We start from the raw sequence: 14,747 nt of genomic DNA on the forward strand, positions 1-14,747 counted from the left end.
TTTATGAGAATTGTTAACCCTTTTGGTATTTATTGCGAGGACAAAATCCCTTGAATAAAAGATAAGTGATTCATGTTATAATACAATTTTCATTTATTATTATTGAGGTGTTACTAGTTGAACGAAAAGGAACCACGTTATATCACACTTTCTAAGCAAAAGTGTAAAGAAATAGGGATGGATCCCGATGAGATCGTTCGTCCCATAGTCACTTTATCCAAACAAGAGATTCAAAGGAGACAAGAAATTTATAATGAAATCTTGTCCGTTGTTCGTTTCTTTTCAGAAAAACTAATTCATTCTTTACCAGAAACTAATATATTAGTCGTAATCTCTGATTCTGACGGTTACTTATTAGAATTAGCAGGGGACGAACAAATGAAAACTAATATCGATCATTTAGGTATCACAATAGGAAGTTTGTTTAGACAAGAAGATACTGGAACTAATGTAGTTAGTTTGGCTTTAGAACAGCGACATCCGGTACAGGTGATTGGTGAGAACCATTACCACACGTTTCTACACGAAATTGCATGTTACGGTGCTCCGTTTCATTACAAAGACGAGGATAATTTACTTGGAAGTATAAGTATCATGGTCCCAATTAACTTTCATAACTCCATGTTTATGCCTATGCTTAGTCAACTAGTAGATTCCATTGAACGAGAGTTGCTATTAAGAAAACAAAATCGAAAGCTTAATATATTTAATCAAGTGATGCTTAGTGGAGCTAGAAACGGAATCATTATTACTAATGAAACTGGGATTATTATAGAGTTTACTGACTTTGCGAAGCAAATCTTTTATCATACTTTTACTAATTCTAGTAGTTATGAACTTCCTATTATAGGAGACTATTTCAAATATGTCCTAACTTCTGAAGTAAGTTATGATAGTAAAGAAGTCGTTTTTCATAACTCTACTGGTGATCCCATCATTTGTCTCTTTGATGCCCAACCTATTTATGAGGGTGAAATGGTTATTGGTGCATACGGACAACTACGTGACATGACTGATCGCTATATAATGGAGGAAAAGATTAAGGCAGCTGAAAAGCAAGTACTAGCAGGCCGAATTGCTGCGGGAATTGCGCACGAAATTCGAAATCCACTTACAACTGTTCGTGGGTATCTTCAATATTTTGAAAAAGAAGTGAGGAGAGACATCGGGCAAATGTTTACCGAATTACTAATTCCCGAAATTGATCGTGCAAATAAAATCATTACTGATTTTCTAAGTATTGCAAAGCCTTCAGAGAAAGCGTTTGAGAAGATTCAAGTTAAATATTTTTTTACAGATTACTTATGGAATTTCCTTAAAAGTGAAGCGCTGCTTTACAATGTAGAATTAGATTTTGATATACCTTCACATGCGGAAAAACACTATATCTTCTGTAATCGTGAAGAACTTCTTCAAGTATTTATTAATTTATTTCAAAATTCATTACAAGCAGAAGGTGATAACCCACTTACTGTAAGAATTTGTACGGACATTAAAGATCACACTATCCAGATTATGTTCAGGGACAATGGGAAGGGTATTCAACCAGCTATTCTGATGAATATTTTTGAACCTTTCTTTTCAACAAAGGACTTAGGCACAGGTTTAGGACTTTCCGTTTCTCAAAAAATCATTGAGAATCATAGTGGTCAAATCACGGCTAAAAGTATTGAAAATACAGGGACAACGTTTGTAATTGAGCTCCCTCTTCACAAGGAAACAAATTAAGATAATCTTAATTTTTAAGCTGACACGATATGATGAATAGAGCATAAGATGCTATGGACTATAATGTTAATTTCTAAGGATTCTCCTAACATTGAGCACCTGTTAAATAAAAAAATATCTATTTATCTATGTGCCTGTTGGAATAGTGATAATAGTTACCAGTCAGACCTTGATTTCGTTAAACAATTTTTACGATTTCGGGTCTTTTTCCTGTTATATCCTTGTCAATTCAATTTTCGTTTAAGGCTATTAAGCAAAACTTTATCATACTGAAACAGCGATATGATCGTTAACGGAATGAGCGATTGTGTTTTGATGCATGGGGACAGTTCTACTGCTTCTGAAACAACAGAACCTTTGCCTCTCTGCGTATGCATTAAGATGTGCTTCCTTTTATTGTAAGCTATAGCTATTATCAAATCACTTTTTTTAATGAATTATATTCTTATGGCTAGTAAGGAATAATGAGGAAACTTTAGTAAACACAGAAGAAACACTAGAACCGTTCATATGTTATACCTATGTTATAAACTAATATTGAAATAAGACAAAAAGGGTACCCCAGTACAATTCAACTGGGACATCCTTAAACTTTATTTAAAACACTTTTGTAGTCCAATCCTCACAATATCAAATATCAGTCGCAATTACACGATAGAAATCTGGATCGTGTGATACCATCGAGATACTTCCGCGGTATGCCTTTAATGCACGCTTCAGTTCTTCTTTAGCGTCCACATCTAAGTGATTGGTAGGTTCGTCTAATATTAATAGATGTGTTTCTGTGTTTAAAATTTCGCATAAATGAATTTTGGCTTTTTCGCCAACAGAAAGGACTTCAACTATATTTTCAGTATGTTTCGTCGTTAATTCACATTTTGCTAGAGCAGCACGGACTTCAGCATGAGTCATACTTGGGAACTCGCTCCAAATCTCTTCAGTACAAGTGTTATAGTTAGACTGATTAACTTCCTGCTCGAAGTAGCCGATTTGTTGATACTCACTGTGTTCAACTTTACCCGAAATTAGATCAATTAAGCCAAGAATACTTTTTAAAAATAGTAGTAAAAGTAAATCTTCGTTTGATATAGATCATTAGCTATAATTGTTTTGTTAGGTTTTCGGTTTGGGAGAGCAAAGGTATGTGAAATGACAATGGTTTCTTTGGTTAGCTGCTTGTGAAATTGTTTTTCTAAACGAGTCATGGCATCAGGATACAAGTAACAAACGATTAAGTGATAATTTGAAAAATCGGCTTTATAAAAATTTTTTCGTGAAACAATCAGATTGTTTTGAGAGAATAAAAATTTTCTAATGACCATAAATGTGTATGGTATGAGTGAATTTTCAAAAGCTGTAATCGTTGCACTAGGATATTTTTTTGTAAGTTGAAAAGCTAATGTTCCCCATCCCGCACCAAGCTCAGCAATTTGAGTTACAGAATGAGAAGGGAGATTAACAACCAAAACCTTCTTAACTTTTGGTGATGTCGGCATAGGTGAAATCCCATTTTTTATGGTCGAATATACAATGGAAATAAATGCGAAAAACACTATAGAAATAACAATGATAGCAAGTATAAACATTTTAGCTCCTGGTTTTTCTCTCATTGTACCAAATGGTCATGTGAAAGTAATAAGATATCAAAAATCCCCCAAAAATTAAGGTGCTGTCGTAGAGGCTAAACCCCATGTTGAAATAAGAGAAAAAGGGTACCCCAGTAAAATCCAACTGAGATACCCCTTAAACTTTATTTAAAATACTTTCGTCGTCCAATCCTCACAATTCCAAATGTCAGTCGCAATTTCACGATAGAAATCAGGTTCGTGTGATACCATCAAGATACTTCCGCGGTATGCCTTTAATGCACGTTTCAGTTCTTCTTTTGCATCTACATCCAAGTGATTGGTAGGTTCGTCTAGAATTAATAAATTCGTTTCTGTGTTTAAAATTTTACATAATCGAACTTTGGCTTTTTCGCCTCCAGAGAGGACTTCGATTTTACTTTCAATATGTTTCGTCGTTAATCCACATTTTGCAAGAGCAGCACGGACTTCAGCCTGATTCAAGCTTGGGAACTCGCTCCAGATCTCTTCAATACAAGTGTTATAGTTGGACTGTTTAACTTCCTGTTCAAAGTATCCGATGTGTTGATACTCACCACGTTCCACTTTACCCGAAATCGGATTAGTCAACCCAAGAATACTTTTTAAAAGGGTAGATTTTCCAATACCGTTTGCCCCAACGAATGCAATTTTTTGTCCACGTTCCATTTTTAAATTCAGTGGACGAGAAAGTGGTTCGTTGTATCCAATAACAAGATCTTCCGTCTCGAAAATCCAACGACTAGCTGCGCGAGCTTCTTTGAAGTTAAACTCTGGTTTTGGCTTCTCTTTACCTAATTCGATAACTTCCATTTTGTCGAGCTTCTTTTGACGAGACATTGCCATATTACGAGTCGCAACACTTGCCTTGTTACGAGCAACGAAATCTTTCAAATCAGCAATTTCTTGTTGTTGACGCTTGTAAGCAGACTCTAGCTGTTGCTTCTTCATTTCATGTATTTTTAAGAAGTTATCATAGTCACCAACATAGCGATTTAACTCTTGGTTTTCCATGTGATAGATCAAGTTCACAACACTGTTTAAGAATGGAATATCATGTGAAATTAAGATAAATGCATTCTCATATTCCTGTAAATATCGCTTCAACCATTCGATATGCTGTTCATCCAAATAGTTTGTAGGCTCGTCTAGTAATAGAATTTCTGGTTTTTCTAGCAAAAGCTTAGCTAGCAAAACTTTCGTACGTTGCCCACCGCTAAGATCATCTATATCTCGATCGAGTCCAACATCGTCTAATCCTAGACCACGAGCAACTTCTTCAACTTTTGCATTAATTTGATAGAAATCATTACTATCTAAAGTTTCTTGTAGCTCTCCAACTTCAGTAAGTAATGCATCGATATCAGCACCTTCTTCACCCATTTTTGCATAAAGTTCATTGATCTCTGCTTCAGCATTAAATAGATATTGAAAAGCAGTACTCAAAACGTCACGCATCGTAGTACCTTTCTGCAGTACAGCATGCTGATCTAGATAACCAACACGAACTTTTCGTGACCACTCCACTTTCCCGTCGTCGGGTTGCAACTTACCAGTAATAATATTCATGAAAGTAGACTTACCCTCACCATTTGCCCCAACTAATCCAACGTGTTCGCCTTTTAAAAGTCGAAAAGACACATCATTAAAAATTGCACGATCACCGAATCCATGACTTAAATTTTGTACGTTTAATACGCTCATTTTTTAACCCCTTATCTTCTAATATCACATGTGGATATCTTACTAGATTTAGACTAGGTTTTCTATCTTGAATTTATTTTTTTGCAAAATTTCATTCAATTCTCGGACTAAATTGAGGTCTGCCCCTTCACTATTATAAGAATAGGTTCACTAAATCAACTACATATATTATAGATTTTAGAGGGACTCTTTTGCTACTAGAAGATAATTACTGCGCATCCTAAATAATTTCTTAAAGTAAAAAAATTGGTTTATTCTTTTAGTGTTTACTTGAGCTTAGAATGCTAGTTAATGGGATAGATGATTGTGTAGTGAAAACAAACATTCCCGATACAACATCCGACTTGGTAAAAACAAACAACCCCAATCCATTTGATAAAAAGCACTCAACCATGGTATAAGTGTAAAAGAAGAAAAATAAGCATAGGCATTTTTCTGTGTAATTTTGGGACAAGCGTTTGTAATGATATCCCATTTTGAGAGGATTTGAATTTAATTATGAAAGAAAATTTCTGGCGTGAATTACCACGACCATTTTTTATATTGGCACCAATGGAAGAAGTGACGGATGTTGTTTTTCGTCATGTAGTGAGTGAGGCAGCGAGACCTGATGTGTTTTTTACAGAGTTTACAAATACGGAGAGTTATTGTCATCCAGAGGGGCGCAAAAGTGTACGAGGACGTTTGACTTTTACAGAGGATGAACAACCGATTGTAGCCCATATATGGGGTGATAAGCCTGAGTTCTTTCGTGAAATGAGTATTGATATGGCGAAGCTTGGGTTTAAGGGAATCGATATCAATATGGGCTGTCCTGTACCTAATGTGACGCAACATGGAAAGGGAAGTGGCCTTATCCTTCGTCCGGAAGTTGCAGCAGATTTAATCCAAGCTGCAAAAGCAGGAGGGTTGCCAGTAAGTGTAAAGACAAGGCTTGGATTCTCAGAAGTAGACGAATGGCGCGACTGGCTGACGCACATCTTGAAACAAGACATTGCGAATCTATCTATTCATCTGCGTACTAGGAAGGAAATGAGTAAAGTAGATGCTCATTGGGAGCTGATTCCTGAGATTAAGAAGCTTCGTGATGAGGTGGCACCAGATACACTTCTGACAATCAATGGAGATATCCCTGACTATCAAACTGGCTTAAAGCTTGCAGAGGAGTACGATATTGATGGAGTGATGATTGGCCGTGGTATTTTCCATAATCCATTTGCTTTTGAAAAAGAGCCGAAAGATCATAGTAGTAAGGAATTGCTTGATCTCTTAAGATTGCATATGGAGCTTCATGATAAATATTCAGGGTTAGAGCTACGTAAGTTCACTGCCCTTCATCGTTTCTTTAAGATATATGTAAAAGGATTTCGAGGGGCTGGCGAATTAAGAAATCAATTAATGAATACAAAATCAACAGATGAAGTGCGTGCATTGCTTGATAATTTTGAATCTAAGAATTTTGATGTAGTGGCGGAACAGTAGAAGTTTCCTCATTCAAAGTAATAGCAAAGTGGCTAGTAAACAAGGGTCTAAAAGAATTGAAGTTTATGTGAATTGGCGGGTGTGAAGGACGGTGTTGAACCGGACTCATTCCCGCCAATTTTTGCTTTATATGTTTGTTATGTAAAAATTTTAAGTGTAATATTTCAGAATATTATAATTATATGATAATCATATTACGAAAACCATTAATTCCCATAATTGTTATATGATAAATATGTAATCTTAACTGGCTAGTAGAGTTTACAATTTATTTGGAGAGGGATGGGAGAATGAAGAAACTTGTTTCAGTATTTGTTGTTTTAGGTTTACTATTATCAATGCTAGTAGTAACAGAACCCGCATTTGCAGCAAGCTACGATCATAGTAAAAAGTACAAGCTTGTGAACCGCCATAGTGGGAAAGCGTTAGAAGTTTATGGGTGGTCAACTGCAAATGGTGGGAACATTGCACAATATGATGACTTGGGTGGTACAAGCCAACAATGGACAGTCATTGATGTTGGTCAAGGCTATCATAAATTTGTAAACGTATTCAGCGGTAAGGCCATGGAAGTAAGTAATTGGGATAATGCCAATGGTGCAAATGTTGCACAATGGACGGATTGGAATGGAGAAAGTCAACAATGGAAAATTGTTGATGTGGGAAATGGTTACGTGAAAATTATTAATCGTTTTAGCAACAAAGTACTTGAAGTTTATGAGAGGTCTATGGCTAACGGTGCAAATGTTGTACAATATGATGATTTAGGTGGAGCGAATCAACAATGGAAGCTTGTTGAAGTAAAGCCAAAAGAAACAATTGTTGTTAACAACACAATTGTAGTAAAAGCCGGAGAAGTATTTGACGGTGCGGGAAATAGATATGTTGCAAATCCTACAACGGTTGGTGATGGAAGTCAAAAAGAAGGTCAAAAACCGGTCTTCCGATTAGAAGATGGAGCAACATTAAAAAATGTAGTATTAGGTGTACCAGCAGCTGATGGTGTACATACCTATGGTGATGCTTTAATAGAAAATGTAGTTTGGGAAGATATTGGAGAGGACGCAATGACGATTAAAGATGAAGGACATGTTGTCATACGTGGTGGTTCTGCTCAACATGGTAGTGACAAAATGTTTCAAATCAACGCACCTTCACAATTAGATATCATAAACTTTACAGCGAGAGATGCGGGAAAAATGATTCGTCAATTAGGCGGTTCTACTTTTCATACAGAGGTTTATATTGAAGGCTCCGTCATTACTGATATGAACGAGGCAATTTTCCGGACTGATAGCAGCACTAGTAAAGTTAGAATGGTGAATACACGTTATTCTAATGTAGGAAATAAATGGTATGGTGTGAAGTATGTATCAGAAAGTGGCAATGTAGAATTCAATTAGTAGAGGTTTAAAAGACTCCATGAACAAACGAGAGGTAACCTAATATAATAGAATGAAATTTATTCGAATAAGCTTTATGTAAAGGACCGCCAATAAGGCTGTCCTTCTTTTTGGCTTCTGTGAAGATAGAAGATAACACTAAATAAACTCTAATTTTTACCTAACTTTAACCTAATATGTAAAACAAAAAACAACAAAATTGGAATGCCAAACTGAAAAGGTAAATGAATATACTCAGGTATCACCTTTAGCCCAATATAAAAATGCTGTGGCAAGCTGGACGAGTTAAACACGGCCATTAAAAATAAGATGCTGGCAAATAGTAAAATTAGTTTCGTTCTATCAAACTTAACTAAAGAGTGTGCGCTATATAATGCTGCTTTAAAAAAGATAGAAACCTTTATAAAGCCTACAAAAAAGAAGGTGAATACAGACAAAATTTCTAAATGCTGGATAAATTCCCATATGTCAATTTGTTCGATTGCTTTCACTAATGGAAATGTATATATTGCTGCTACCTTAGCTCCAAGCATTGCAATTGTGATCTCTGTTAATACAAGGATCAGGAAGGTGACGATTGGAATGGCAATCCATGTTTTTTTTACTAAGGCTTTTTTGTCATTTATTAATGGAAATATAAGAGTGAAGGCAATTAGTTCTCCATACGGGAAAGTAATTCGCTCTGGGAACATGGACTGAAAAATGGCTCCCCAGTTGTTTGAAAAGAAAGGAAGTAGGTTACTCAAATCAAAGGGATCAGATAAAATGCTAAATGCAATTATCGTGAGAAGCATTAATATGACTAAGAAAAGCAGAATCTCAGAGGTTCTAGCTAATGCTTCAATTCCTAACGAGGAACCGTATGCCACAATGCATATAAATGTGATTGAAATCAGCCAAAATTCTACTTGATAGAATAGGATTTGAGCAATGAAATAGGTGAAATCTTTTACAACTCTACTCGCAATATATAAAAAATAGAAAATGTATAAAAAGACAAAGAATTTCCCTATATATTTTCCAAATCCTTTAATGAGTAATTCAGCCAAATTGAGCTCGTGCTTTGCAATAAGATAAATATAAAAAAGTAGAATGAGTATGCCAATTGAAGAAGAAAGTAGAGTCACAATCCATGCATCCTCTTCCACCTCTAATCCTAATCCTAGAACAACCGTACTTCCTAGGAGAAATAAGCAAAGTAGAGCATTTAGTTGGAAAGGGGTAATCGTTTGTTTTTTCATATCAACCCACCTTTTATGGAGATACATTAGACATCGAGTCACCGGTTAAAGGAATATTCACATCTACATTTATCTTTATCGTAGATTCTTTATAGCTTTGATCCCAGTTTTTTACTAATTCCTCCCACTTTTTTGGATTTGCTAAGTAGATACTTTTACCAAAGCCAATGAAATCACTATTCATTTCTTTGCTTTTGGTGATCAGCTGCTCTATATCTTTTTTCATTTCATCTTCATAGCGCTTTTTGATCTTATCTAAATTGGGATAATCAACAGATTTAGAACATTGACTTTCTCTTATTTCTCCTTCTACTTTAACGTCCACAGTAAATGTTGGTTTTGTTGATTCCTCAAAAGTAATTTTAGAATTTAAATCTGTCACATTTAGACCAACAAATTTATCTTCTTCATCTGGATTTGGGCACGTAACTGTTAGTAAGGTTCTAGTTATTTTCTTTTGAAACATGGAATAAATCATACTTTCTTTATCATCAAGAAAACCAATAAGCTTATTTTCTTTGAAGACTGCCATACCACTCAATTTGAAGGTCGTAGAGGGGCTGTATTCCTCAATGTTTTCCTTTTTTAATCCCTTTTCAATATCTCCCTGGATGGTGATATAAGGTAATGCTGTTTGCTTAATGTTATTTAGTAAATCATTTTGCACATTGGATGGATACATTTTAAATGATGTACCTGAATTAAGCTGGTTGTTTGCTACTATTTCTTTAATTCGTAGAGCTGATACTTTTTGTATAGGAGTAACGGTTCTTAATATGGTATTGGCTGTTACATCCTTGCTTACTAGTATTTCTATATTAGAAGAGACGAGTGGATTTAAAATTAAATAGTCAGTAATATCCGTGATTCCCTTCGTTTCTAATAGTTTATCTTGTAAAATCAAAAGATCAGTATCGTCGAAAAATAAGGTCCTCGATATTGAGGTATTCAGCTTACGAAACGCTTCTGTGATTGTTCTCCCTTTTTCTTTATAAACAACCGCACCCAACTCCTCTGATGCACCTTTTTGATCTGAGGAGGGACTTACCACCTGTACACTAACTACATATTGCTCTTCATCCACGTCTACGCCTATAGCGGAAACAATAGCTAGTTTATTTATTAACTGACTTTCAACAGTATTACCGATTACAAAGAAGGCGATTAAGCTAATAAACATGATAATAAATACGATTTTACTATGCTTCATATCACACCACTTATTTGCGTTTTTTTGTTGGTTCTTCTAAAGTGAATTTCTTCGGATTATTCATAATATTATCAAGGTCCATTCTTAGGATATTATCCTTTTGATCTGTCATATTGAACGGAGCGATTGGAGACAAATAGGGAATACCAAATGAACGTAGAGAAGTCAAATGAAGTAAAAGATATAAAATGCCTAGCATGATTCCATATATACCAAGCAACCCTGATAAAATAATAAACCTTAATGTTAGTCGATTAGCTACAGGTCTTAGAGAATATACTGGGATAACACTAGCTAATATATAACTGGCACTCATTACAACCAGTGTCGTAGGTTGAACTAATTTAGCATCAACAACAGATTGTCCAAGAATGATTGCTCCAAAAACAGAAACCGTGAGCACCATAGATTGTGGTAAGCGTAGGGAGCTTTCTGTGATTATCTGTATCAAAATGAAAAAAATCAGAACTTCAAGCACTGTTGGAAAAGGGACGATCTCGCGTTGAGCGACAATACTGATTAGCAGCTTAGATGGGACAAGACCTGGATGGTGAACGGTAAAGGAAATATATAGTCCTGGAAGTATGATGGATAACGCATAAAAGATCACGCGATAAACACGTTTAAAGCTGACCCCTTTTGTTAAAGTGTAGTAGTCTTCAGGAGATTGGAAAAATTGTGATAGTACTGTTGGAAGAGTAATCACAAAGGGACTTCCGTCAACAATGATGGAAGCTTTTCCTTCTAGCAGTTCACTACATACCACATCTGGTCGATCAGAAGAAAGAGTAAGTGGAAAATCTGTAAATACTTCACTCGTCATCATTTCCTCTAAATAGCTAGAATCTAACAGTATCTCTACTTCGACTTCCTTCATTTTTTTCTTAATTTCTTGTAATACTTCAGGTTGAATTTTCCCTTCAATATAAAGAAGAGTAACCTGTGTTTTTACTTTAGAAGAACAAAGATCCGTCTCTACACGAAGCTTGGGATTACGTAATATCCTACGTATCAGGCCTATATTTTGAGAGGTCGACTCATTAAAAGCGACATTTGGTCCTTTTGGAATACGCTGTGCTTGTGGAGCTTCCAGGCTTCTTTCTGGCCATTTTGTCGTATTGGCAATAATACTACTATCAGTGCCATCTACTAAAATAACAGTATTACCAACTATGAGCTCATCAATGAGATCTGTTAGCTTTGACGTGAGCTTAACTGTTTTTGTCTCAACTAATTCAGATAGGTAACTAATTTGGTTTTTACTATCTGTTTGATCTGTCTTATTGTTTCTCAATGGTTTGATCACTTGTTCTTCAATGGTCTCGGAGTTGCTGATGCCATCAATGAAAAGTATTGCGTATTTTATTTTTGCATCAGTTGTCTGCTGATTGCGTATTTGGATATCTTGGCTATTGCCAAACTGGTTTAATATAGTTGTTACATTTTCCGTTAATGATTGATTTAACTCGTTTAAACTAGGACTGCTCATAAAACACCAACTTTTCTAGAAGGTTATTCATAGTATGCGCTAGTAATAGTTGGATAATGTATGTTGCTTAGAAAAATATATAAAATGATGAATCCTTCCTAGTTGATAAATTACATTTAAAATCCTAAAGGTGGTAGTTCAATACATTGAATCTAGCAGTTGAGTACTAATTGTTTTACAAAATGTATATTAGGTTTCTTTATTTTTAATAATGTATACCAATCTGCTTAATAATTTATAGAAAGATAGAAAGGGTATTCTGAGCATCATGGAGAATAAAAAAGAAAGCATTTTATGTAATTTCAGGGGGATCTGTATGAAACCAACTTGTGATGGTTGTAATATTAAAGCTTGGCTAGAAGAAAATAGAAAATCACTAATAAAACTAGTATCTGAAAAAGACAATATACTGAATGAAACGGTAGTTAATAAAAGTCAACTGTTAGACCAATTTATTGTAGAGTGTGTCAAATGTGATAAAAGAAAAATGGATAGCAAAATAATGACTTTAGACGATATCTTTGGCATTCATTCAACATTTTATTATTATGGACGTGAACACCTCTTAATAAATTTATTACCCTATATCAAACACGGGGTAGATAATAATGAACTTATAACTGTCTCCTTAAGTAAAGATATATATGATCAATTGATGGAATTGTTAGATTTCCATGGAATTAGTAGAAGCGGTGTGAAGTTTTTTCCCGTAAAAAACATGGTTATTGCGAATAATAAAAATGGTCTTGAAGGTGTAAGGCAATTGCTGTCGGCTTTATTAGAAGAAGTGGAGAGCAATAAATATAAAGGAGCAAGAGTTATAGGACAACCTTCTTTTGCTATTGGAGAAACCTCAAAAGAAGATTTTCTCGAGCTAGAAAAAGTTTTAACAGAAGCAATTATAGGTTTGAATGCTTCAGGACTTTGCTTATACGATGCATTTGATTATATCCATAATAGAGAGTTTATAGATGAAGATATCATTAATCATTCATTAGAAACACATTCTCATCTTTTATATAGTAACTCTTTATTTAAAATAAATTGAATGATAAAGAGATGCTTTTGTTGCTTGAGAACGTTGAAACAATTAAGCTTAATGGCATGAGGAAACAGTAAAGTGTGCTAATTTCTAATTTAAGGTAGAAGTGAAGTGGGGAGTTTGATGGCCCAAAAAATTTAGAGTTTATACTAATAAGTTAATTGGCTCTTGTGATGGTGGTATAGAATCTGATTCATACCTAACGCTTATATATATATTTTCTATTAAATAATCTTTATAGGGTTATCAATTTGTAAGTTAAAAGTATGCATTATGTGCCTTCCGTCGCCATCGAGGCCATGTGGATTTGTCTCAAGGCTAGAATTGAATTAGGTATGTTATCGAGTAAGCATCTGTACGTTCCATGTATAGATGCTTTTTAGTATTCCAAAAATTAGACAACATTTTTATGTTTTGAAGAACAAATGAATATCAATGATTTTGGAGTTATATTGATAAGGAAATTTAAATAGAGGGTATTGCCATATTAATTGATAAATATGTTAAAAAGCGATTTAGAATATGATTGTGTACGGATGTACCGTTGAATTACTTTAAAAGGCAGGTTAATCATATATGAGTTCTCATCAAATTATTTTACTTGTTTTTATTGGCTATATTGTATTTGCGATTGATAAGAAAAAAGAAGCGTTTCCTGTTCCTGTGGTGTTACTACTGTTAGGGATCTCTTTTTCGTTTATTCCTTATTTTTCCGATTTGAAAATAACGAAGGAGATTATATTTGATTGGTTTTTACCTGCTGTATTATTTGTATCAGCTTATCAATTTCCGATATCAGATTTTAAAAAATATTTTAAAGTGATTACAGTACTTGGAACTTTTGGGCTTATTGGGATGTTCTTGTTATTAGGTGTTAGCCTTTATGGAATTAGTGGATTTTTTACTCAACTTTCATTTCTTGAATGCTTGCTGCTTGCGATCATACTGATGCCTACTGATCCTGTTTCAGTTGTTCCAATTTTGAAAAAGTCCTCTAAATCATCTAAAGTTGCTGATGTTGTAGAGGGAGAATCGATGCTTAATGATGGGACGAGCTTAGTGCTGTTTACAGTCGTTTTAGGAATGCTAGTAACCGGTGAGTCTTTTTCATTTATAAACTTTGTGTCGGAATTTTTCCTCGTATCGTTAGGTGGAATTGGAATTGGAGTTATTTTTGGTTGGTTTGTATTAAAAGGGCTACATTTAACATCACATTCACAATACAAAGTAATGGTCAGCATCACACTTGCATACGGAAGCTTTTACATTGCAGAGCATTTTCATTTTTCAGGGGTATTAGCATCAGTAGCATCAGGAATTATCTTTTCCTGGAAATTAGGACAATCTGAAGAAGAAACAGAGCTAAGACGTTCATTGGATGGCTTTTGGGAGGTTATTGACCCTACAATTTTATCCATTCTTTTTATTGTCATTGGCATCCAAGCAACACAGCATCTAAGCTTAGCATATTGGGAGTTTATATTACTTATTTTCGTTTTAACACTTCTTGTACGATTTATTGTGTTAAAAGTCATTTTTAAGCCAATATCATATTTCACGCTCAATGAAATTTCTTTAATTACATGGTCAGGATTAAAAGGCACGATGTCTATTGTGTTTATATTAAGCTTAAAAGCAAATAGTGTAGGCATTAACGATCTATTAATCTCCCTTTCATTTGGTGTTGTTGTTTTATCTCTCGTTATTCAAAGTGTTTTCATTTATCCGTTATCAAATAAGTTGAAAAGCTGAGGTAGTGAAGGCCGGAAGTGAAATTTTTGCTCCGGTCTTTTGTTCGTTCTATTAGAATGTATAAACGGTAAACTAAGATTTTCTAATCTATT

General features: G+C 34.7%; 10 protein-coding genes and 1 pseudogene. 5 read left to right on the plus strand and 6 right to left on the minus strand.

Going from position 1 to position 14,747, the window contains the following annotated elements; genetic code table 11:
- The first annotated feature begins 117 nt into the window (after nt 1-117).
- Entirely contained in the window at nt 118-1,728 is a 1,611-nt protein-coding gene (locus FS935_RS19820) for an ATP-binding protein (RefSeq protein ID WP_146950379.1), read from the plus strand.
- Between the two features lie 630 nt (nt 1,729-2,358).
- On the opposite strand, the pseudogene FS935_RS19825 reads toward FS935_RS19820, so the two are convergent.
- The 3 genes and pseudogenes from FS935_RS19825 to FS935_RS19835 all read right to left on the minus strand — a co-directional run.
- Nucleotides 2,359-2,784, minus strand: a pseudogene (locus tag FS935_RS19825) (ATP-binding cassette domain-containing protein); the annotation flags it as partial.
- A complete protein-coding gene (locus FS935_RS19830; RefSeq protein ID WP_338036939.1) occupies nt 2,781-3,338 on the minus strand; it encodes a methyltransferase in 558 nt (185 codons plus the stop codon). The pseudogene FS935_RS19825 and the gene FS935_RS19830, both read right to left, overlap by 4 nt.
- Nucleotides 3,339-3,482: 144 nt before the next feature.
- A complete protein-coding gene (locus FS935_RS19835) occupies nt 3,483-5,036 on the minus strand; it encodes an ABC-F family ATP-binding cassette domain-containing protein (protein WP_146950380.1) in 1,554 nt (517 codons plus the stop codon).
- A gap of 498 nt (nt 5,037-5,534) precedes the next feature.
- On the opposite strand from FS935_RS19835, the gene FS935_RS19840 reads away from it, so the two are divergent.
- Together FS935_RS19840 and FS935_RS24300 are read left to right on the plus strand one after the other, a co-directional pair.
- A complete protein-coding gene (locus FS935_RS19840; protein WP_146950381.1) occupies nt 5,535-6,518 on the plus strand; it encodes a tRNA dihydrouridine synthase in 984 nt (327 codons plus the stop codon).
- A 338-nt stretch (nt 6,519-6,856) separates the two neighbouring features.
- Complete coding sequence (locus tag FS935_RS24300; RefSeq protein ID WP_275669636.1) at nt 6,857-7,921, plus strand: pectate lyase; 1,065 nt, start codon at nt 6,857-6,859, stop codon at nt 7,919-7,921.
- A gap of 149 nt (nt 7,922-8,070) precedes the next feature.
- On the opposite strand, the gene FS935_RS19850 is transcribed toward FS935_RS24300, so the two are convergent.
- Genes FS935_RS19850 through FS935_RS19860 form a run of 3 tightly spaced genes read right to left on the minus strand, consistent with a single transcriptional unit; the run spans nt 8,071 to nt 11,861 of the window.
- The gene (locus FS935_RS19850) at nt 8,071-9,162 is read right to left on the minus strand and encodes a GerAB/ArcD/ProY family transporter (RefSeq protein ID WP_158638665.1); all 1,092 of its coding nucleotides are present in this window, start codon (nt 9,160-9,162) and stop codon (nt 8,071-8,073) included.
- Nucleotides 9,163-9,175: 13 nt separating this feature from the next.
- Nucleotides 9,176-10,372 carry a Ger(x)C family spore germination protein gene (locus tag FS935_RS19855; RefSeq protein WP_146950384.1) on the minus strand — a complete coding sequence of 399 codons (1,197 nt, stop codon included), beginning with the start codon at nt 10,370-10,372 and terminating at the stop codon, nt 9,176-9,178.
- 10 nt (nt 10,373-10,382) lie between these two features.
- On the minus strand, nt 10,383-11,861 hold the full coding sequence (locus FS935_RS19860) for a spore germination protein (protein WP_146950385.1): 1,479 nt from the start codon (nt 11,859-11,861) through the stop codon (nt 10,383-10,385).
- A 316-nt stretch (nt 11,862-12,177) separates the two neighbouring features.
- On the opposite strand from FS935_RS19860, the gene FS935_RS19865 reads away from it, so the two are divergent.
- Nucleotides 12,178-12,909 (plus strand): MEDS domain-containing protein, encoded by a 732-nt coding sequence (locus tag FS935_RS19865; protein ID WP_158638666.1) that lies wholly within the window; start codon nt 12,178-12,180, stop codon nt 12,907-12,909.
- Between the two features lie 570 nt (nt 12,910-13,479).
- Nucleotides 13,480-14,655: a cation:proton antiporter gene (locus FS935_RS19870; protein WP_146950387.1), complete on the plus strand. Its 1,176-nt coding sequence runs from the start codon at nt 13,480-13,482 to the stop codon at nt 14,653-14,655.
- Nucleotides 14,656-14,747: the final 92 nt, after the last annotated feature.

Source organism: Metabacillus litoralis, assembly GCF_007994985.1.
Classification (GTDB): domain Bacteria; phylum Bacillota; class Bacilli; order Bacillales; family Bacillaceae; genus Metabacillus; species Metabacillus litoralis.

Coding starts and splice junctions, on each gene's coding strand:
- FS935_RS24300 (WP_275669636.1), top strand. CDS start 6,857: ATGCTAGTAGTAACAGAACCCGCATTTGCAGCAAGCTACGATCATAGT.
- FS935_RS19830 (WP_338036939.1), bottom strand. CDS start 3,338: ATGAGAGAAAAACCAGGAGCTAAAATGTTTATACTTGCTATCATTGTT.
- FS935_RS19860 (WP_146950385.1), bottom strand. CDS start 11,861: ATGAGCAGTCCTAGTTTAAACGAGTTAAATCAATCATTAACGGAAAAT.
- FS935_RS19855 (WP_146950384.1), bottom strand. CDS start 10,372: ATGAAGCATAGTAAAATCGTATTTATTATCATGTTTATTAGCTTAATC.
- FS935_RS19835 (WP_146950380.1), bottom strand. CDS start 5,036: ATGAGCGTATTAAACGTACAAAATTTAAGTCATGGATTCGGTGATCGT.
- FS935_RS19840 (WP_146950381.1), top strand. CDS start 5,535: ATGAAAGAAAATTTCTGGCGTGAATTACCACGACCATTTTTTATATTG.
- FS935_RS19870 (WP_146950387.1), top strand. CDS start 13,480: ATGAGTTCTCATCAAATTATTTTACTTGTTTTTATTGGCTATATTGTA.
- FS935_RS19850 (WP_158638665.1), bottom strand. CDS start 9,162: ATGAAAAAACAAACGATTACCCCTTTCCAACTAAATGCTCTACTTTGC.
- FS935_RS19865 (WP_158638666.1), top strand. CDS start 12,178: ATGAAACCAACTTGTGATGGTTGTAATATTAAAGCTTGGCTAGAAGAA.